Genomic DNA, 18997 nt, shown 5'->3' with positions numbered 1-18997 from the left:
GCTCAGGGGTCGGCGGGCGTTCGCCGGCAGCCGGAGGTATGAACGTGAGCGCGCCGCTCAAGGGTCGGCGGGACGTCCGCCAAGCGTGTAGACGTGAGCGGGAACCTTCCTACTCGCCGTGCTGCCGGCGCACCATCTCGGTGATCCAGACGGGGGCGAACGGAGACGTGCAGCCCGGGGGAGTCGGGTAGTCCTTGAGCACCTCCAGGCGCTCACCGATGCCGATCGCACGGGCGCGGTGCCCGGCGTGCTCGATGCCGATCTGAGCCAGGCAGTGGTTCATCGCCCACTGCAGGCGATCGGGGGCGTCCTTCATCTCCGCCTCGATGACGTCGAGCAGTCCTGTGAGGTCGAGGCCCTCGGGCTTCTTCGCCACGCGTTCGGTGGTCAGCGCCCAGCCGGCGCTCGCGACCACCGGATCGGGATCGGCGGACCAGGCCAGGCGCAGCTCTTCGTAGTGCGGGTTCTTCTTCACCACGTAGTTCACGAGCCAGTCGTGCACCTTGGGGGCGCGGGCCTCGCGCAACATGGCGTCCAGCTCGTCACGCTCGAACGCCTTCGGCCGGCAGATCAGGATCGCCAGCAGTCTCGCCGCCGTGTCGCCTGTCTCCCAGAGCCGGCGCGCGAGTTCCTGCTGCGTCTTCAGCCGCTTGGCGAGCGCGCGCAGCTTGCCGAGGTTCACGCCGTGGTCGTCGCCGTGTCTCTCGTTCACCTGGCGTATCTTCGGGTCCTCGAGTGCGGCCAGCTCGGCCATCACCTCGGCCACCGTCGTCTCGGTCAGCGTCGTCCCGGCCACCTGAGCCTCCTGTCCGTCACGTGCGAGATTCAGCCTACGACGGGAGCGGGTTGTGCCGGACCCGCCGATTCCGCGGCGGCCGTCGGCCTGAAAGCGCTCTCTCGGACGCGGGTCGTAGGGTGACGGCGTGGAGCTTGTGCAGATCCGGCAATATCCCGTTAAGTCGGTGTCGGGGCGAGTGGTGGATTCGGCGGTCGTGGAGCCCTGGGGGCTGGCGTGGGACCGCCGCTGGGCCGTCATCAACGAGCAGGGGGACGTTCACTGGGTCGGGGACAATCCCCGGCTGCTGTCCGTCGTCGCCGGCGTCACGGACGAGGACGGGCTGCTGCTCGACGCGCCGGGACTGCCCCAGTTGAAGGTCCCCCCGGCTGCCGGAGAGCGCGTTCCCATGGGTTTCGCCGAAGTGGACAGCGTCGTGCTCGCCGACCCTGAAGCGCACGCCTGGTTCAGCCGGCTGCTCGGCGAACCCGCCCGCCTGGTCTGGCTCGATGACCCCTACCGCTGCGCCCTCCCGGCCTCCCACGGCGGCCTGCCCGGCGAGGTCGTCAGCCTCGCCAGGGACGCCCCCATCCTGCTCATCTCGCGCTCCTCCCTGCGCCGCCTGGACGACTGGATCCTCGAAGGCGCCATGGAACGCCAGGACGACCCGCCCGCCCCCATGGACATGGCCAGATTCCGTCCCAACCTCGTGATCGACGGCGCATCGCCGTACGCCGAGGACGACTGGCGCGAGATCCGCATAGGCCCGCTCGCCTTCCGAGTCTCGGAACACTGCGACCGCTGCGCCACCACCACCTACGACCCGGTCACCTCGCACAAGGGCAAGGAACCCCTGCGCACCCTCACCCGCCACCGACGCTGGAACGGCAAGATCTGGTTCGGCATCCGCCTGGTCCCCCGAGAGCGGGGCGAAATACGACTCGGCGACCCGGTCACCGTCCTGGCCTGAACCGGCGACCCCGTGGGAATGCTTTGTCAGTGTTCGTCCTCCAGCCACTTGGAGTGTTCCCGCTTCGCCCAGGCCCGCTCCACGGATCCCGTGCGCATTCCGCCACGCGCCTGCGGGTCCCGGTAGGCCAGCCGCATGTGTCCCAGCAGGACGACGGCGATGGCGAGAGCCGTCACGTCGTGCACGAAGATGGCGCTCGTCCGCGAGATCCCCGGCAGGAGTCCGGCGAACCACATCAGCAGCCCGGTGAACATCATGATCGGCACGGCCCCGGCGATCCACCCGGCGTAGATCTTCTGGCCGGCGTTGAACTTGCCCGCGGGCCGGAGGGCGGGCGACGTCCAGCCCTTGCGGACGGCTCGCATCCACTCGTTGTCGTAGCGCGCCCACCGGTTCAGCCTGCGCAGATCGGCGCGGAACGCGGAGGAGGCCAGGCCGAGCAGGTACGGAGCCGGCAGCAGCACGCCCGTCCACTGGTGGACGGACTCCACCAGGTGGCGGCGGCCGACCAGTTGGGCCAGCGGCGAGAAGTACAGGCAGGCCGCCGTCCCCACGCACAGCAGCATGAGCACGGCCGTGGCGCGGTGGACCAGGCGCTCGGCGCGGGTGAAGCGGGGGACACGGTGCCGGGGCTCAGACGGATCTGTCGGCGCCTTCGAGCCAGCCGTCGACGTCATAGCCGTACTCCTCCCAATAGCCGGGGATGACCTGGTCGGTGACCGTGATGCCGGACAGCCACTTGGCGGACTTGTAAAAGAACATCGGCGCCACGTAGAGCCGCACGGGCCCGCCGTGTTCGTGGGTGATCGGCTCTTCGAGCATCTTCAAGGCGATCAGCACGTCCGGGCGGCGGGCCTGGTCGAGGGTGAGGCTCTCGCTGTAGACGCCGTCGAAGCAGGTGAAGCGGATCGCCTTGCCCTCCGGCCGTACGCCCGCCACCGCAAGGAGGTGCGAGAGCGGCACGCCCGCGAAGGGCGTCTTCGGCACGCGCCACCCGTCGGTGCACTCCACGTCGCCGACGATGTGGCTCTGCGGCATCGCGCGCAGGTCGTCGAGCGTGTACGTCGCGGGGCGGTCGACGAGGCCGTCGATGCTCAGCCGGTAGTTCGTGCCGTCCTTGTGGGGCACCGAGCCCGCCACGCTGAAGTAGCGGAAGCCGCTGGGATTGGGCAGGAGCCCGCTGAGGCCGGTGGGGTCGTTCTGCGAGACGGCCCCAAGGGCCTTCTCCCAGCCGCCCTGTATGTACGGGGCCGTGACGAGCCCGGCGGCACCGGCGGCGAGCATCGACAACATCACCCGCCGCGCGATGGGCGGGCCAGCATCGGCTCCTTTTCGGACATCACTCATATGGTGATTTGAGCAGATCCAATTATCCGCCGGGAGGGGCGGCGGGTGGCCGTAAGACATCCGTCAGACTTCTCCGCAGCGAGTCTCCGCTCCCTGGACGCCGGCGCGTGGCGTTACAACAGGCGCTCGGCCCGGGCGGCCGCTTCTTTCCTGACCTCCGCGAAGAACGACGCGGTGCGGCGCTCCTGCCAGTCATCCGCGTCCTCATCGTCGGGATCGCCGGCTTCGTCGAGATCGTCGACCTGCTCGGCGTACAACAGCCAGCAGCCGTGGATCCCGCCGAGCAGGTCCTCCAGGAGGTCGAGAGCCGGGCGGGCGGGATCCACGGGCGTGATCCGCAGGCCGAGGGCGTCCAGGTTCGACCCGGGCTGGTCATCGCGCCATTGGCCGAGCGACTGCTCGGCGGCGGTGATCCGTTGTTTGAGCGCCGTAGTGCTAGGGATTTCTCCTTCCGCGACACGCAGGGCATCGCGGATCAAGGACATCACCGCCTGACGGGGGGAGGCGCCGTCGGCCATCAACTCCAGGACGAGAGTGGGGGTCTCGTGGGCGAGGGCCTCGATGTTGTCGGCCTCGGCCACGACCTGCGTGGCGGGCAGCTCGGCGAATTCCGCGGTGACGGCGGCCGCCGCGTCCAGCCAGTGCGCCGCGGCCACGGCGGCGGCGGCCGGGTCGATCTCGGTGAAGAGCGTTTCGGGGCCGAAGGGGTCGTCGTGCAGTATGCGGTCGGCCTGGGCCACCTGGACCGGCGAAGCGTCCTCGCGAGTGAGCGCGACCGCCTGCCGGGCGCGCTCGGACAGGTTGCCCAGCTCGGCCTGCTCGATCGCGTCCAGTTCGGCGGCGACATCGATGGCGACGAGGGTGGTCAGCTCGGCCGCGCCGAGAGCGTGCAGGGCCCGGCCGACCCGATGGGCCGCCTCCTCGACACGGATGCCGGACTGGATCATGTAGCCGTCCGAGGGAAGGTTCGGGCTTGTCAACGCGGCGGGAACGAGAGCGAAGGCATCGCGCTCTCCATGCCGGCGCCGGCCTTCGGAGTTGGGCTCACGACCGTCGACGGCGCTGGCCGGATGGGTGTAGCACCGCCAGCATGCCTCGGACAGCTGGGTCAGCACCTTGGCCAGACCCAGGGCATCGTGGCCGGAGATCCCGGCAGGAAGATCGGCTACGACCATCGCGGCGTCCCCCAGTCCCGTGCTCCAGCAGGCGATGAGGGCGTCGCGGCTGCGATCGACGGCGTACCGGGTCAAGAGGGCTCCTCACAGCCGAGCACGAATGCGTTGAACACGCTCAGCATGAAGCATCCCCGATCGACCGCGTATCGCACCCGAACCCTCGCGGTATGAGTCGCGCTTGGACGGTCTTGAACGGCACTGAACTGCGACTGCGGCTTGGCCTGCGAAAACAGGAGGCGACAGTCAGAATGGCCATGTCAGGATGGTCGCTTTGTATCCGAGGTGAAAGGAACTGAGTGGCCATGCCTAGTGCCATCACTTTGATTCGCGCCGCTTCTCTGTCCGACGTCGCCCAGTACGCCTACGCGGCCACGGCGCCTGCAGGGTCACGACTCATCTTCCTGGCCGGAGCGTGTCCCTTGAACGAGGACGGCTCGACGGCGGCGGTCGGGGACTACGCGGGCCAAGCGGCGAAAGCCATCGAGAACATGCGGGCGGCTCTCAACGCCGCCGGCGCGTCATTGCAGGACGTCATCAGCACGAGGGTTCTGGTCGCATCCACCCGGCGGAAGGATCTGGTGACTGCCTGGAAGGTGGTCCGGGACTCGTTCGGCGAGCATGACGTACCGAGCACCTTGATGGGAGTCACCGTGCTCGGTTACGACGACCAGCTCGTCGAGATCGAAGCCATCGCCGCCGTACTTGATTCCTGACCGGTAAGCGTCCACCTGGCGCGAACGGAATCGGCTCGTGGCCCGCAACGGCGGCATCTCGGGCATCTCGCATCTCGGGCTTGGCGGGCGTCCTGTTCTTCTACCGGCTGTCTCCGGCGACGACCGCCGCCGCGCATGGCATCTCGTCGGCTCGGGGCCGATCGCCTTTCCGGTTCGCGCTCGTCCGCAGGCGACGAAGCGGTCGTACACCAATCGGTGTACGGGCAGGTGTCTGCGAACAGACGACGCCGGGGACCATGGCGATCCCTAACGTCGGGGCCATGAAGAGAACGGTTCTCGCCGGAGTCGGCGCCGGCGCCGCGGCTTTCGTGATCTCGGACGTGGTCAACAGCGAAATGAGCCCCATTGCCGAGCCGATCAGCAGGTTCGTCAACACGGGCGCGGGCTGGCTGGTCCCGCTCGGGATGCTCGCCATGGCGCTCGCCGCGACGGCCCTGACGGTGACGGTGGCTCGCATCGGCACCAGCCGGGTGGGTGCCTCGCTGCTCGGCATCTGGTCGCTGGGGCTTCTCCTCTCGGCGGTCTTCCCCGCCGACCCGCCGGGCCAGTGGGACGACCCGTCGGCCGTGGACACCGTCCACGGCCTGTCCGCCTGCCTGGGCCTGCTGGCCTTCACGGCCGCCGCCGTGCTGCTCACCAGGGCTTGGCCGCGGGACGCCCTGCTCACCGGTATTGCCGTCGTCTTGGTGTCTGGAATGATCCTGTTCGTGGTCACCCTCGTCGACGTCATGGCCGTGCGTTCACTTCCCCCGCTGGTAGGGCTGACAGAGCGCATCGTCGTCGCCGCCGGTCTCGGCTGGATGGCCGTAGCCGCCGTCCGCCTGACCCCCGCCGACTGATGATCAGCACCCTGCTGCCCGCGGTTCTCACGAGCGTCGCCGTCCTGACCGGGACGGCGGCGGTCGGAGCCCCGATCGACTGGCCGGCGGTCACCATGGCCTTGCTGCTCGGCGGGCTGCTGGCGGCGCGGCGGCGGTGGCCGGTCGGCGTGCTGCTGGTGTCGGCGAGCGTGCTGATCGCCTTCCAGGGGGCGGGGCTGTTCGAGGGTGGCTGGGTCTGGCCGCTGACGGTGGCGTGCTACACCGTCGCCGCGGCGGGCCGGACGCGCTGGGCCGTCGGAACGGGACTGTTCCTGCTGCTGTACGCGCTGGCCTGGGACTGGGCCGTCGCGTCCGGCTCCGCTGCCCGCGCGCTCGCGGCGGGTGGGGCCGAAACGCTCTGGCTGGCGCTCGTGCTGGCGATCGGCAATGCCCGCCACCTCCAGGCACGCTGGCGCCTGCAGATGGAACAGGCGCGTGAGGCGGACGCCCGCCGCCGGCTGGCCGAACAGCGGCTGGAGATCTCCCGCGAACTCCATGACATCCTCGCCCACACGCTGGCCGTGGTCGGCGTCCACCTCAACGTGGCCGCCGACGCGCTGGAGGAGTCTCCCGAGGAGACACGCCAAGCCCTGCGCACCGCGATGGACGTGCGAGGTAAGGCCATGGCCGATCTGCGCTCGCTCGTCGGCGTTCTGCGAATCGAGGGGGACGCCGCCCCTCAGCCGGGCCTGGACGGCATCGCCGCCCTCGTCGCCGCGGCCAGGGCGACCGGTCTGGCGGTCGGCCTGCACGAGGAGGGCGATCTCACGACGGTCACGGGACTGCAGGCCGTCGCGGCCCACAGGGTCGTCCAGGAAGCGCTGACCAACACCATCAAGCACGCGGACGCCGGCCACGTATCGGTACGGCTGAGCTCGACCGGCGCCGCCGTGACCGTCGAAGTGGTCGATGACGGACGCGGGGCCGCGGCTCTCGCCGAGGGGCACGGCCTGACCGGCATGCGCGAGCGCATCACGACCCTGGGTGGCACGCTGAGCATCGAAGGGAGCGGAGGCTTCGCCGTCCGGGCGAGCATTCCCCTGAAGGCATGACGATCAAAGTGCTGCTCGCCGACGACCAGGCCCTCCTCCGGGCGGGTTTCCGCAGCCTGCTTCGCCGGTCCAAGGACATCACCGTGGTGGCCGAGGCCGCCACGGGTGACGAGGCCGTCCGGCAAGCCCGGGCCGCAGAGCCCGATGTGATCCTCATGGACATCCGCATGCCCGGGATGGACGGAATCGAGGCCACCCGCCGGATCCTCGCCGAACGTCCGGCGACCAAGGTCATCATCCTCACCACGTTCGACACTGACGAACACGTCTTCGCCGCGCTGCGCGTCGGCGCCAGCGGCTTCCTCACCAAAGAGGTCGCCCCGGCCGAACTGCGCCACGCCGTCGTCGTGGTCGCGGCAGGAGAGGCACTGCTGTCGCCGAGCGTCACGCGGCGCGTCGTCCAGCAGTTCGCCCACCGGCCCACCCCGGTGAGCGGTGATGGGCTCGCGGTACTCACCGCCCGTGAGCGCGAAGTCGTCCGCCTGGTCGCCCAGGGCCTGTCCAACGAGCACATCGCCGCAAGACTCGTGATCAGCCCGTTGACCGCCAAGACCCACGTCACCCGGGCGCTGATGAAGCTGAACGTCCGCGACCGGGTCCAGTTGGTGATCCTCGCCTACGAAAGCGGCCTGGTACGGCCCGGCCACTGAAGGCCGAACCAGCAGGCTGACGGGCCGACAGCGCCTCCAAATGAACCCCGAGCTGACCGGCGATCCGGCGGATCGCTCCGACCGCGCCGATCGGATCCCGGCGAGCCTCGATCGCCAACCGGGCGCACGCGCACGCAGATCGTCCGGGTACTTCTTCCGTGCGGGCGTTACTGGTGTTCCTCCCAGGTCTCGATGTCTCCAGCAAACCCGTGCGGCGCTCGACGACGATCTCGCTCGGCCGCATTCCCTGCCCGAGCCACTCACGTACCTGGTCCACGACCGCGACCTCGGCCTGCTCGTTCGAGAAACCGTCCGTGCGCAGACGCTTGCCATGCAGCAAGGACCGGTATCCGGACAGGCTCTCGTTGTCCTGCCCGCCCAGGTCGTCGACGAGCGAGCCGTCGAGCAGGCCGGTCGACTCCCAGACGATCGCGTTGGCTGAGGGCTGCGTGTGGATTGACGGCGACTGAGAAGCGTCACACTCGCAGGACGGTGACCTGGCGGCCGGACGGGGTGGCCGCCTGCTCGAAGCCGCCGCGTTCCTTCCAGGGCGACGCTTCGGGGCGGCGGTCGAAGATGACCAGGACGCCGGTGGGCAAGGTCAGCCGGTCGAGGTAGCGGTCGAGCTGGGCCAGGCCCTCGGGCTTCGGGTCGTCCGCGCCGGGTCGCCACACCTTCAGTTCCATGGCTTCGCGTTGCATCACCCGTTCGCCGTTGGGGCCGGTGTACGGCCAGCGGACGAGCACGTCCAGGCGTTTGGTGCCGGCGGCGTATTCGCGGTCGAGGTAGCCGCCGCCGTTGACCAGGCGGTGCAGGAAGGCCATGAGGATGATCTGGCAGGCGGCCTCGTGGTATCCCTCCTGCTGGATGAGGACTTCACCGTGCTCGCGCCAGAACACGACGAACTCCTCCAGCAGGCGTGGCAGGTCGAACCGGCCGTCGGGGAGCACGAAGCTGTGCGGGTCGGCGTGGATGTTCTGCTCCGTCAGGTCGCCCAGCACGCGCAGGATGACCTCCCGGTAGATCGGGTTGGCCACCTGTGGCGGGGGTTTCCGCGTGATCAGGCCGAGATCGCGGGCGTAGGCCAGGTCGTCGGAGTCGCTGCGGTGGGTGTAGGGGCCGCCGGCAACGATGGGTTCCATCACCCGCTTGACCCGGGGCTCCTGCAGCCGGGCCGCCAGGGAGTCCAGGTGGGTGGCGCGCGCCCGGATCAACCGCTCCTTGGCGTCCTCCACCTGCCCGGTGGTGATGGTGCCGGTCACCCCCATCTCGGTGATGATCTCATCGGCGAGGGCGTTGACCAGCCAGGGTTGTCCCTGGGTCAGCTCGAAGACCTGGTCCACCGCGTCCTTGGTGAACTCCTGGCCGGTCGCCTGGGTGTGCTGGTCGTACAGTTCGGCGATCTGGTCGGCGGTGAAGTCGCCCAGGCGTAGCGACCTGGCGATGATGTTGAACGGGCTGGCCGGGCTGAACCGTGCTGGGTCGCCGCCCGCGGCGACCTTGTAGTCGCGCAGGTCCCGCAACCCGCACAGCACTATCGAAGCGGGGAACCGATAGCCCTTCGATCGCTTGTTGTGCCCGTCGCGGAGCTGGCTGAGAATGCTGACCAGGCTGTTGCCCTGCAGAGCGTCGATCTCGTCGAGGAACAGTACGACCCGGCGCGGGCAGCGGCGGCACCACTCACGCAGCGCCGCACCGAACCGGCTGCCTGGGGTGACCTGCGGCGGAGAATCCGGCGGCAGCAACTCCTCTGGCCATCCTGACAGCTCGGCGGCCTCGCGGAGGGAATCCAGCAGAAGCGACTCCGCCCAGCCGACATCGTCACCGGCTGACTTGGCGCGCTCGCAGGAGAGCGACAGAGCGGCGATGTCGCCCTCGGCGGTCAGCTCCGACGCCAGAGCGTCCAGGATGGTCGTTTTCCCGGTCTGCCGGGGGGCGTGCAGGACGAAATAGCGGTCCATCTCGATGAGCGTCCGCGCCTCGGGAAGCCGTGGTGTGGGGGGAAGCATGTAGTGGAGTTGCGGATCGCAGGGACCGGTGGTGTTGAAATACCTAGCTCGGGGTGACCGCATGATCACATTCTGCCATCTCTCTGGCGCTCGCGTCCGGACAGCCGGAACACACCGAGCCACCGTTCTTCTCGTGGTCGAATCCCCAAGCATCGGCGAGCATGTCCACCAACCACAGGCCACGCCCCGTGTCGTCAGGCCACGCCCCGTGTCGTCGTCGAGGGCCGGAGCCCCTATCGCAGGCCGCCGTCGTGTGATCAGGGCGTGGCCCTCTGCGTGAGGCGTTCGCCGGGCCGGACGAACCCAGCACGCCGCAGGCTCGGCCGGAGCGTGGACCGGCACATGTGACCGGCGGATATCGCTTGACATGGACGGTGAAGCTGGGCGTCGATACCGATCGCCCCGGGTCGGCCGGTGGCCCGGAACATCCCGCTACAGCCGCCATGGCGGGCCTGTGCAGGCCGGCGTGGCCGCCCTCGGCCTCCGGGGCACGGCGATCAAGAACGAGGTCGGAGGCCGACGAGAACCGGGAAACCCAAGGGGGAACGCGGTATTGGAGAGTAGGGCGGGTGGGACTTGAACCCACGACCTACGGATTATGAGTGCATAGGCGATCACCAGGGCCGCTGCCGTTCCGACCTGCCCGCCAACCCCTTCGGCAACCGACCGGCCGACACCACCATCCCGCGCATATCCCGTGCGGACGCCGGCCCCGTCCCCCGATGGGCCGGGATGAGGAACGAATCCCGGCGCGCCGATCGCCCCCAACCCCGCACGGCGCTCGACCACCGCAGGGCGATCGTCAGGGCGGCATCTGCACGGGGGGCTCATGGGCGTGCACCAAACCGCATTAGCAGCTCGGATCATGGCCGTTCAGAGTGGTTCAACCTGGACCAACGGGCGTGGGTGGTCCATCTGGAACGGCATGGGGCGACGCTGGATTGCAACTAGGGAGAGGCGGCGACAGGTGGCATGATCTCGGTGATCCGTGCCGTCCCGGTGGGCGGTCGAATCTCGTGCATGGTGATCACATCACCTGCCCTGAGATGGTTCCAGTGATCGGGCGTCAGCGGAAGCAGTCTCACCGCCTTGCACCCACCCGGCTCCAGGAGGTCGCGGCCTTCGATCCAAAGGGCAGCGATGCTGAGCAGAGGTCCACCCTCGGGCGTCCGGCGGCCGATGTCCCACATAGGCCGGAGCAACCCACCGGGAGGCATGGGCGTTCTACGACCCCCGTCCTCGGTGCGGGCGAGACACAGTTCAACTCGGAACGCGCCGGTACGGGCCTCACTACGCCGCCACTGGCACCAGGCAACATCCGACTCAAGCCACATCACTCGGGCGGCATCAGCCAACAGATCCCAGAACTCGGGCGGCTGGGGATGCGCGTCGCCGAGCTCCTCAAGCAGGAGAAGGACCATCTCCCATTCACCGTGCTCCAGGTACTCCAGCACATCGGCCACCCTGACACCGGCTTCGGTTCGGACGTGGGGAGAGCAGAACTGAGCGGCCTTCAACAGCAAGGAGTCCAGGTCCACACCCTGATTGTGACAGGCTCTCGAATTCCGAACCTACGGATTATAGAAGACGATTCGATCAAAGCCTGAGGCTCTGACCATGCGGTCCGGCGTCCGTGATGGTTCGCCAGAGGCCGCCGTCGCCCGCGCTCTTGGCTGTAGCTGTGGCTGTACAGCCAAGGCGTCCGCAGGATGCCGATTGAAAGCTCGGACGAGCATCGTTCTAGCCACATTGATGCAGGTCAGCGCGTACGCGTAGCTCGTTGCGGACAACGGTGGAACTACAACGAATCCCCTCTTTGATCACAGCCAGCTCCAGTATCTTTGCCAGGAGTGGTGGTGTCCCTCGTCCCGCCTGTCGGGGCACCGGAACTACCCGATCGTTGAGCGCGTTGATACACCTGTCGCAGCGCTCATTGCCGACCTGAAGCGCGATACACCTTCTCCAAGCATTCGTTGCGACGATGAACGCACGGAGTATTCATATGGGGGTGAAACTATGGCGAGCGGTACTTCGGTGCCAGAATTACCGTCACGTCGGATGTCGAGATCATTAAGGACTCTTATACTTTCTCCTGCCATATTGCTGTTTGCGGCTGCGATTCGACTTCTTGTGATCGCGAAGTACGATCCAACTATCGCAGCGTCCATCGCATCGACTGCGGGAATTACTGGTACTCTACTTGGCACGCTTATTCCAGTTATTCCGATCTTCCTGCCAGCGTTGGCGTTGGGGCTGATCGTATACAGGGCGTGGCGACTATTTTGGGTGACTGTTGTTGGCATGGTTGTGGTTGCGCCAGCCTATTCTGACGTCGTTAAGGCGCTGCAATCCGGCTGGGAAGGTGTTGTCGCCCTTGCGCATTTTGATGCAAGGGCTGGCAATAGCGATCTGCGACCCGCCGTTGCCTTCGGGGCTGTAGTTCTTGTGGCGGTTGCCGTAGACAACTGGACCGGCATAAAGGGCATGATGCTCCAGACGCGGGATAATATAGCGCGGTGGCGGGATCGTAATGTAGAGGAAACTGAACAAGAAGCGTCGACCGATTTGGAAGCCTCAGGTCGGCGCGAGGATTTGCCTGGCCCAGTGCTAGAGGTAGCTTCGCTTGTCGTAGGATTGTCAATCTCTGCCGCCATGGTGATGTGTATGTCGGTGTTTGCATTCTCGAGCGTTGTGCAACTATACCGAATCCCATATGACTTGAACACGTTAGCCGATATCGTTCGTCGCCCATGGTTGCCACTCGAGGAAGTTGCGTCGAAATCGGGGGCTGTCTACGTAGGCTACACGCTGTCAACTGCAGACGGATGGCACGTTGTTCTAGAGGAGGAATCTAGAACTATACGATATATTCCTACAGATAAAATCGCAGGTCGAACGATATGCAGGAAAGGCGTCGACTCGGGATCGCATCCGGCTCCACTGATCGATTTGAGCGGCCTACCGAAAAAGCCTCCTCTCGCACTGTGCTCCACCTACATATCGGGGTCTAAAGTGAGCAGAATGAGTTAGTGCTTGTTGGCCAGTACTACGCACCTGTGCTCACTCCGAACTGATCATCCCGTCGCCGTCGTCCCACCCGCCAGGGGAGCGGGCCAGGGCCAGGGGGGCAAGGTGGAGCGCCCCACTGGACGAACGACCTTGCCTCCCTGGCCCTGGCCCGCTCGGCTCGTCCTGGGGCGATGGCGGCGGGATGATCAGGTTTCGCCTCAGCCAACCCGGAACCTGCGGCTTTGAGCCGCGATCATCCTGGAACCGGAGCGCCCCCGCCGGAGGCATAAAACGGAGCCGAATCCGCGGTGAGATGGCATGATCGGCGACGGCGCGTCATGGGGTGGCGGGTCGGGCTTCGGTCGGCGAGTGCTCTGTGCGGCGGGCGGCCCGCGTTCCCGCCGCCGGCCGGGACCGGCGCCCACGCCGCACGCCCGGCCGGGCGGAGCGGGCGGCGGGCCGTGCGGCGGCGCGGGGCGCCGTCGCCTCGATGGGCAGCGGGCGGCCGACTCGACCTTCCGGCGTAAGCGGGCGGTGTTCCATCATGCGCTGGAGTACGCCGTTGAGCTGGGGGAGCTTTCGGCAAATCCGCTGGACCGGGTGAACTGGAAGCCCGCCAAGGTTTTGGGGGAGGTGGACCGGCGGGTGGTGGTCAATCCAGTCCAGGCTCGGGAGTTGCTGGTCGCGGTCACGTATGTGGGCCGGTCGCGCGGGGCGATGCTGGCGGGGATGTTCGCCTGCATGTACTTCGCCGGCCTCCGGCCCGCTGAGGCGGCCGGGCTTCGGGAGAAGGACTGCCATCTTCCGGCAATCGGGTGGGGCCTGCTGACATTGGAGCAGACGCGCCCGGAAAGCTCCCGGCGCTTCACCGACTCTGGAAGCACCCATGATGTTCGCGGCTTGAAGCAGCGTCGGCGCAAGGCGATCCGGGACGTGCCGATCCCGCCGGAGCTGGTGAAGATCCTCCGCGAGCACATTGAGCAGCATGGCACTGCGACCGACGGGCGGCTGTTCCGGACTCGTACCGGCAGTGTCTTCGCCGGGACCGCGTACGGCAAGGTTTGGAAGGAAGCGCGGACGTACGCGTTGACGCCGGACCAGGTCGCGTCGCCGCTGGCTGGCAGGCCGTACGATCTCCGGCATGCGGCGGTCTCGCTATGGCTCAACTCGGGGGTACCGGCGCCGGACGTCGCGGAACGGGCCGGGCACAGCGTGGACGTGCTGCTCCGGGTCTACGCCAAGTGCATCGACGGGCAACGGGAGATCGCCAACCAGCGGATCGCCGAGGCTTTGACGGCGTGAAGACGATCTCTCATCCAAGGGTCACGGTCATCCCGTGGCCCTTCGCTTTTGTGGCCCTGAGCTGGGTGAACGCGCCTTATCCCATCCCGCGCATATCCCGTGAGCACCGGCTCCGGACTGCTTGCGGTGACATTCGGCTGCATGCGACGCGTGGGCCGCTGCGTGCAGAAAGGCAGGTCAGCTCGGGTTTCGGGCTGATCGGGAGTAGGGCGGGTGGGACTTGAACCCACGACCTACGGATTATGAGTCAAGCGGACATCGCTACTCTGTCAGGCCTTTGACCTGCGGATACGCCAACCGCCCACGCTAAACTGGGTCCGATTGGGGAAGCATTGGGTGACGAGCGAACATCCGGTCGATGTGGGGGAGTCCGAGGCGTGGCGCCTGCTCCCTTCGCGAACCGTCAGGCAAGGCAAGCCACAAGCACGCTGGACCCCTGAAGTAGGGTGCCCAGGAAAGGCCCAATCTACTCATACTGGGCAATTCGATCATTTGGGACTCTATACACACTTGTCGTGGGATTAGATAGTGTGTCCTAATGAGCACCGATGGAGACGAGAACATTCCATCCAACATACCCAACCAAGCACACGCAAGCGTCCCCATGAAGTGGCTGGAAAGAGCAACGGCTTTAGTGGTTGGTACGGCAGCCGAGATTTCTGGAGGTTACGCAGTATTCAACTCAGATAATCAGGCTGGCACCGTCGCCCTCCTTCTTGCTGGAGCCGTCTTTCTTCTCATAGGCGTGCAGGGTACGCGCCTCATCCGGATGGGAACCGAATCTAGTACTGTCGAGCTGGATCGCCGCTTCCGGGTAGAGAAGACTGTTGAGCGGATTCGCGAGGAAGATGATCCGGATGTGGCTCAGGGAATGATAGAGGCGGCGTCTATCATAGACCCAAGGGTGGCGGAGGTAATGTCTGACACTGGGGTCGCGTACGTTCAACGTCTCCAGCACGCTATCTTGCGTAGCGTCGATTTCAATGTGCAGGCAAGGATAAACTCACCCGACAGCGGATTCGACATTAGGGTTGACACGATTGATTCGAAAAAAGCTCTAGTCGTCGCAAAACCTTATGGAACTTCGCGCACTTTCGACATAATCGACTACCGTCGAGCGACTGACCCTATCATGTTTGCGGAAGATGCGGGCATCCTCATAGCAACAAATGCGTCACTGTCTCGCGACGTTAAGGAAGCCAATTTCAACGGCGACCCAGTAGACGGACGGCCAGTAGAAGCAATCACCTGGCGTGATGAGCGCGATAACGATATCCTGGTACGTGCTCTACTTCGAGTGGCTCGGTAAGGTCGGGTTGCCATTCACGTGGATTCTCATGATCGAGCTGAGGCCGATAGAGCCAATGTTTGAAGATACTCGAGCACGAGATCTGAGCATCTCGTATCGCGGGTCTTGAACTTACTCGATGCGCAGGTAATCTGATGGCGGGCGATCGCTGTAGTACTCGTATGAGTAATCGTTAGCGATCCAGCCGCGGCTATGAATTATTCCTAGCACTGCGTCGGCGAAATCCTCCAGTTCGGGTAGGTAATCGCTTTCTGGATCGTCAGGGTCTTGCGCTACCTCATGAAAATCGGGAGATGTGAAGGCGATCCAGAGGGTAAGTAGATCCTCTGTATCCTCCCATATGCCGTGTCCGTAAGCCCCTATGTTCCAGCCCTTTTGCTCCATTCTGGCGAGCACATCACGCGCTAGATCCCGAGATTCGGGGGCCTGCGCAACGGCAGAAACGGCGTTCTCCATTTGGAGGGTGCTTTCCATGCCAGGGTTGCGGTACGTTGCTATGAACAACAGAGGAAGGTGTTTTATCATCTGAGCGGATACCACCTGTATGAGAACTTGTTCGGCTCGCTGCTCTATGTTATCAGCGTGTCCCAACGATCCACGTGATCCTTCGCGTGCAGGCGGGCTAACAACGGAAGGGGTAGACCAGCCCTGACAGTGCACCCGTCCATGCCATGGCCACATAGAACCCGCAGGCAGCCTTCGATGGTGCGAGCGCCGACGACGTTTCCGGAACCGTTGTCAGTGCCACCCGCTACGTTAAGCACATGAGTCGTCCTAAGGCTGCGAAAGTGCGCGGCCGGCGGGCGCGGCGCGAGCGTAAGACAGCGAAGGAGTCACGTGACTGCATGGTTGATGTACCTGAGCGAGAGGGCCAAGCGTGTGGGTGAGGGGTATGACGACAACCCCTCCACCCACTACAGCTGGGACAGCAAGGTTCCCAACGCGTCCTACGTCCAGGTCGGCGACACGATCGTGTTGTGGGACGGAGACGCCCTGTTCGGCCTATCCGTGATCGAGGACATCGAGACTGGCGCCGGCACGAAGGACCTCAGCTGGTGCCCTACATGCGGAAAGGCGGACATCGCCGAACGTAAGACTAAGACGCCGAAGTACCGGTGCTGGAATGATCAGTGCAAGGCGGAGTTCGACACTCCGGCCGGCAAGACGGTCGCGGTGAAGACCTACCGCGCCCGATATGAAGCCGGCTGGATCGACCTCCGTGGCCACGTCTCCGCGTCGGAACTGCGAGCCCTGTGTGAGGAGCCCGGGTCGCAGAACGCCTTACGGCGCCTGCGTTGGGACGACTTCCGCACCCGGGTAGAGACAGGTAAGAACGCCACCCCCCTGGACGTCGCGGACAACACCCGCAAGGTCATCACCGGGGGGCATAAGACCAGGACGGTCCGCGTCCGCAACGGCCAGGCCGCCTTCCGCGCCAGCTTGTTAGACCAGTTCGGCGAGGTATGCGCCTTCCTCGGCCCCATGCCCGTGGCCGCCCTGGAAGCGGCACACCTTTACAGCTACGCCGGGAACGGCAAGCACCATACTCACGGCGGGCTGCTGCTGCGCCGCGACGTTCACCGCCTATTCGACCTCGGCCAGATCGCCATCGACCCAAACACGATGACGCTGGACATCGCAACCAGCACCCGCGCTTATCCCGACTACGACAAGCTGCACGGCCAGCCTTTGGCCGTTTCCCTCACGAGGACCCACCATAAGTGGATCATTGAGCACTGGGCGATGCATCGTGGCGCTATGACTGTCGCCCCGCGGTAGAGCACCAGCGCCTCAACTGCACCCCCGCATGCGGCGGCTTGACTTCGCGCCACCGCTTTAGACATGGGACATCATCATGGACGATGCGCCAGAATCATCGTTTTCCGGTTTCTTGATTGGCGGTTTTCGGAGCTTTCACGGAGAGCCGCAAGAGATTGGCCCGCTGGGTAAGATAACGTTAATAGCCGGACCTAACAACAGCGGGAAGAGTAACATTCTGTTAGCTGCACAGGCCTGGCTTCCTAGCCTTTCTAATGACATGCAAAGAGGTGCAATTCGCACTACTGTCACTGAGCTGGATCGTCCACTGATAAGCGAAGGGGAAGAGATACCCCCTCTGGCTCTAGGCCTCGCACGTCGGATTCAAGGTGACCCGTTCCAAGATTTGTTGAAAGCACTTCCCAATCGGGACCCCGTAGGTCCACGTACAAATGTATGGGAGTTGGTCACACGTATTGCAAATAGTCCAGCTTTGAGAAGTACTGCTAGGGACCAGGAGACGGTTTGGTTTCGGTGGCAGATTGACGGACAGAAGTTCAAGAGGGATGAGGTTCAGATCACGAAAATCATCTCTGAGTTAGGTAGTAGCCTATATCAGGCCATACCCCCGATCGTGGAACGAATATTTAGTATTCGACCCGAGAGTCCAGATGCCGGTCTAGGATTCTTCCTCGGAGCGTGGGAAAATAGTGTAAGCATCCCTACGGTTATAACAGTTCCGAGTGTTCGGCAGATCCTACCAGATGGATCACCCAGTCCGGATCTAAAAGATATGAGCGGAAAAGGCTTGCCGGGCATGCTTCAAGCGCTCCAGTCGCCATCCGCCGATCGATACAGGGAAGATATACGCAAGTTCCAGCTCATTAACCAATTCATGAAAGATGTCCTCGAGGACTCAACGGTTGAGATACTGGTTCCCTATAATTCGAAGACAGTTCATATCCAAGTGGGGGATCGCGTATTGCCGCTGGAAAATTTGGGGGCGGGTGTTTCCCAGATCCTCTTAATCGCTACAATCGCTTCGCTTCACAATAACGCTCTAATATGCATCGAGGAGCCAGAAACGAATCTTAATCCCATCATGCTACGTAAGCTTGTCAGGCATCTGAACCTCAGAACCAGCAACATGTATCTGATGACAACACATTCCTCTAACTTGCTCGATGACCCGTCTGTGGCCATCCTGCAAGTCGAGTATGACAGCGACTACGGCGGCACCCAGGTATCAAAAGCACTGACTGCGTCTCAACGCGCAAGAATCGCACAGCACTTGGGGTATCGCGCTTCCGATTTGATCCAGTCTAATGCAATCGTATGGGTGGAAGGCCCGTCAGATCGGATTTACGTGAACCACTGGATATCGACTGCGGATCCACGGCTGATAGAGGGTGCACATTATTCCGTCATGTTCTATGGGGGCAGACTGCTTGCGCACCTGACGGGTGAGGTGGCCGACATGCCGGAGCAGAACACTGAGGAGTTCATACAGCTTTTGCCCATAAATAGGAATCCGGCGATCCTTATCGACTCAGATAAGCGGGACGCGTTAACACTAATAAATGCAACGAAATGGCGCGTATGTAGCGAAGTGGAGGACAAGGGGGGAATTTCTTGGGTGACCGCAGGTAGAGAAATAGAGAATTATGTGCCCGTCGACATATTTGTGGCATCCGTCCAGGAAGCCCATCCCAGTGTTCAACCACAGATTGAGGTGTCCGAATTTTCGTCCAGATTCCAATCTTTTGTGAAATCGTCGGGGCCGGCCGAGGCGGGGAAGATTAGAAATCCAAACAAAGTGATTATCGCCGAGAAAGCCTGTGCCATGTCTTCTGGTGAAATATGGGATGTGCTGGATTTGCGTCAGAAAGTTGAAGAGCTTGTGTCTTATCTGCAAGCAGCTAATCATCTTGATCCCTTGCCTGGGCCTTTGGGCTCTTAGTCCCGCTGCGGGCGTGCCATCATGCGATCTTGCAAGCGGTCCGTGAGGTAGGCTGTAGAGAAGGGCGCGCCCGAAATCCGCTTTCTG

At 64.4% G+C, this 18997-nt stretch carries 18 protein-coding genes; 10 read left to right on the top strand and 8 right to left on the bottom strand.

Annotation, left to right across the window (positions count from 1 at the left end; all coding sequences use genetic code 11):
- Positions 1–109: 109 nt before the first annotated feature.
- On the bottom strand, positions 110–754 hold the full coding sequence (locus tag ACFO60_RS00215) for a DNA alkylation repair protein (protein ID WP_380836406.1): 645 nt from the start codon (positions 752–754) through the stop codon (positions 110–112).
- Positions 755–923: 169 nt separating this feature from the next.
- Between ACFO60_RS00215 and ACFO60_RS00210 the strand changes: the two genes are divergently transcribed.
- Positions 924–1745 carry an MOSC domain-containing protein gene (locus ACFO60_RS00210; RefSeq protein WP_380835513.1) on the top strand — a complete coding sequence of 274 codons (822 nt, stop codon included), beginning with the start codon at positions 924–926 and terminating at the stop codon, positions 1743–1745.
- 26 nt (positions 1746–1771) lie between these two features.
- Here ACFO60_RS00210 and ACFO60_RS00205 read toward each other — a convergent pair whose 3' ends face one another.
- The 3 genes from ACFO60_RS00205 to ACFO60_RS00195 all read right to left on the bottom strand — a co-directional run bounded on the left by ACFO60_RS00205 (position 1772) and on the right by ACFO60_RS00195 (position 4342).
- The gene (locus ACFO60_RS00205) at positions 1772–2422 is read right to left on the bottom strand and encodes a cytochrome b/b6 domain-containing protein (protein ID WP_380835512.1); all 651 of its coding nucleotides are present in this window, start codon (positions 2420–2422) and stop codon (positions 1772–1774) included.
- A complete protein-coding gene (locus ACFO60_RS00200) occupies positions 2379–3092 on the bottom strand; it encodes a molybdopterin-dependent oxidoreductase (protein WP_380835510.1) in 714 nt (237 codons plus the stop codon). The genes ACFO60_RS00205 and ACFO60_RS00200 overlap by 44 nt, the downstream gene beginning before the upstream one ends.
- A gap of 113 nt (positions 3093–3205) precedes the next feature.
- A complete protein-coding gene (locus ACFO60_RS00195) occupies positions 3206–4342 on the bottom strand; it encodes a hypothetical protein (RefSeq protein WP_380835509.1) in 1137 nt (378 codons plus the stop codon).
- 227 nt (positions 4343–4569) lie between these two features.
- Between ACFO60_RS00195 and ACFO60_RS00190 the strand changes: the two genes are divergently transcribed.
- The 5 genes from ACFO60_RS00190 (at position 4570) to ACFO60_RS00170 (ending at position 8005) form a co-directional block, all read left to right on the top strand.
- Entirely contained in the window at positions 4570–4980 is a 411-nt protein-coding gene (locus ACFO60_RS00190; protein ID WP_380835508.1) for a RidA family protein, read from the top strand.
- A gap of 281 nt (positions 4981–5261) precedes the next feature.
- Positions 5262–5840: a DUF998 domain-containing protein gene (locus ACFO60_RS00185; RefSeq protein ID WP_380835506.1), complete on the top strand. Its 579-nt coding sequence runs from the start codon at positions 5262–5264 to the stop codon at positions 5838–5840.
- Positions 5840–6913: a sensor histidine kinase gene (locus ACFO60_RS00180; protein ID WP_380835505.1), complete on the top strand. Its 1074-nt coding sequence runs from the start codon at positions 5840–5842 to the stop codon at positions 6911–6913. The genes ACFO60_RS00185 and ACFO60_RS00180 overlap by 1 nt, the downstream gene beginning before the upstream one ends.
- Positions 6910–7563, top strand: coding sequence for a response regulator (locus tag ACFO60_RS00175; RefSeq protein WP_380835503.1), 654 nt, complete (start codon positions 6910–6912; stop codon positions 7561–7563). Before ACFO60_RS00180 ends, ACFO60_RS00175 begins: the two co-directional genes overlap by 4 nt.
- Positions 7564–7603: 40 nt before the next feature.
- On the top strand, positions 7604–8005 hold the full coding sequence (locus ACFO60_RS00170) for a hypothetical protein (RefSeq protein WP_380835502.1): 402 nt from the start codon (positions 7604–7606) through the stop codon (positions 8003–8005).
- 34 nt (positions 8006–8039) lie between these two features.
- On the opposite strand, the gene ACFO60_RS00165 is transcribed toward ACFO60_RS00170, so the two are convergent.
- The 3 genes from ACFO60_RS00165 to ACFO60_RS00155 all read right to left on the bottom strand — a co-directional run bounded on the left by ACFO60_RS00165 (position 8040) and on the right by ACFO60_RS00155 (position 12122).
- Positions 8040–9635, bottom strand: coding sequence for an AAA family ATPase (locus ACFO60_RS00165; protein ID WP_380835500.1), 1596 nt, complete (start codon positions 9633–9635; stop codon positions 8040–8042).
- Between the two features lie 884 nt (positions 9636–10519).
- The gene (locus ACFO60_RS00160; protein ID WP_380835498.1) at positions 10520–11110 is read right to left on the bottom strand and encodes a hypothetical protein; all 591 of its coding nucleotides are present in this window, start codon (positions 11108–11110) and stop codon (positions 10520–10522) included.
- A gap of 739 nt (positions 11111–11849) precedes the next feature.
- Positions 11850–12122: a hypothetical protein gene (locus ACFO60_RS00155; protein WP_380835497.1), complete on the bottom strand. Its 273-nt coding sequence runs from the start codon at positions 12120–12122 to the stop codon at positions 11850–11852.
- A 777-nt stretch (positions 12123–12899) separates the two neighbouring features.
- Between ACFO60_RS00155 and ACFO60_RS00150 the strand changes: the two genes are divergently transcribed.
- Both ACFO60_RS00150 and ACFO60_RS00145 read left to right on the top strand, forming a co-directional pair.
- A complete protein-coding gene (locus tag ACFO60_RS00150; RefSeq protein WP_380835495.1) occupies positions 12900–13883 on the top strand; it encodes a tyrosine-type recombinase/integrase in 984 nt (327 codons plus the stop codon).
- 538 nt (positions 13884–14421) lie between these two features.
- Entirely contained in the window at positions 14422–15192 is a 771-nt protein-coding gene (locus tag ACFO60_RS00145) for a hypothetical protein (protein WP_380835493.1), read from the top strand.
- Positions 15193–15303: 111 nt separating this feature from the next.
- On the opposite strand, the gene ACFO60_RS00140 is transcribed toward ACFO60_RS00145, so the two are convergent.
- Positions 15304–15666 (bottom strand): hypothetical protein, encoded by a 363-nt coding sequence (locus ACFO60_RS00140; protein WP_380835491.1) that lies wholly within the window; start codon positions 15664–15666, stop codon positions 15304–15306.
- A 363-nt stretch (positions 15667–16029) separates the two neighbouring features.
- Between ACFO60_RS00140 and ACFO60_RS00135 the strand changes: the two genes are divergently transcribed.
- Complete coding sequence (locus ACFO60_RS00135) at positions 16030–16971, top strand: HNH endonuclease (protein WP_380835489.1); 942 nt, start codon at positions 16030–16032, stop codon at positions 16969–16971.
- Positions 16972–17743: 772 nt separating this feature from the next.
- Entirely contained in the window at positions 17744–18910 is a 1167-nt protein-coding gene (locus ACFO60_RS00130) for an ATP-dependent nuclease (RefSeq protein ID WP_380835487.1), read from the top strand.
- Positions 18911–18997 lie beyond the last annotated feature (87 nt).

Source organism: Sphaerisporangium dianthi, from assembly GCF_042654065.1.
GTDB lineage: Bacteria > Actinomycetota > Actinomycetes > Streptosporangiales > Streptosporangiaceae > Sphaerisporangium > Sphaerisporangium dianthi.
The sequence above is the reverse complement of the archived record's forward strand: the minus strand, read 5'-3'. Positions and strand labels throughout refer to the sequence as shown.

Bases quoted from the DNA above. Each gene is read 5' to 3' on its own strand.
- ACFO60_RS00200 (WP_380835510.1), bottom strand. From the start codon at position 3,092: ATGAGTGATGTCCGAAAAGGAGCCGATGCTGGCCCGCCCATCGCGCGG.
- ACFO60_RS00175 (WP_380835503.1), top strand. From the start codon at position 6,910: ATGACGATCAAAGTGCTGCTCGCCGACGACCAGGCCCTCCTCCGGGCG.
- ACFO60_RS00165 (WP_380835500.1), bottom strand. From the start codon at position 9,635: ATGCGGTCACCCCGAGCTAGGTATTTCAACACCACCGGTCCCTGCGAT.
- ACFO60_RS00130 (WP_380835487.1), top strand. From the start codon at position 17,744: ATGAGCGGAAAAGGCTTGCCGGGCATGCTTCAAGCGCTCCAGTCGCCA.
- ACFO60_RS00185 (WP_380835506.1), top strand. From the start codon at position 5,262: ATGAAGAGAACGGTTCTCGCCGGAGTCGGCGCCGGCGCCGCGGCTTTC.
- ACFO60_RS00150 (WP_380835495.1), top strand. From the start codon at position 12,900: ATGATCGGCGACGGCGCGTCATGGGGTGGCGGGTCGGGCTTCGGTCGG.
- ACFO60_RS00190 (WP_380835508.1), top strand. From the start codon at position 4,570: ATGCCTAGTGCCATCACTTTGATTCGCGCCGCTTCTCTGTCCGACGTC.
- ACFO60_RS00215 (WP_380836406.1), bottom strand. From the start codon at position 754: ATGGCCGAGCTGGCCGCACTCGAGGACCCGAAGATACGCCAGGTGAAC.
- ACFO60_RS00170 (WP_380835502.1), top strand. From the start codon at position 7,604: ATGAACCCCGAGCTGACCGGCGATCCGGCGGATCGCTCCGACCGCGCC.
- ACFO60_RS00140 (WP_380835491.1), bottom strand. From the start codon at position 15,666: ATGGAAAGCACCCTCCAAATGGAGAACGCCGTTTCTGCCGTTGCGCAG.
- ACFO60_RS00205 (WP_380835512.1), bottom strand. From the start codon at position 2,422: ATGACGTCGACGGCTGGCTCGAAGGCGCCGACAGATCCGTCTGAGCCC.
- ACFO60_RS00180 (WP_380835505.1), top strand. From the start codon at position 5,840: ATGATCAGCACCCTGCTGCCCGCGGTTCTCACGAGCGTCGCCGTCCTG.
- ACFO60_RS00145 (WP_380835493.1), top strand. From the start codon at position 14,422: ATGAGCACCGATGGAGACGAGAACATTCCATCCAACATACCCAACCAA.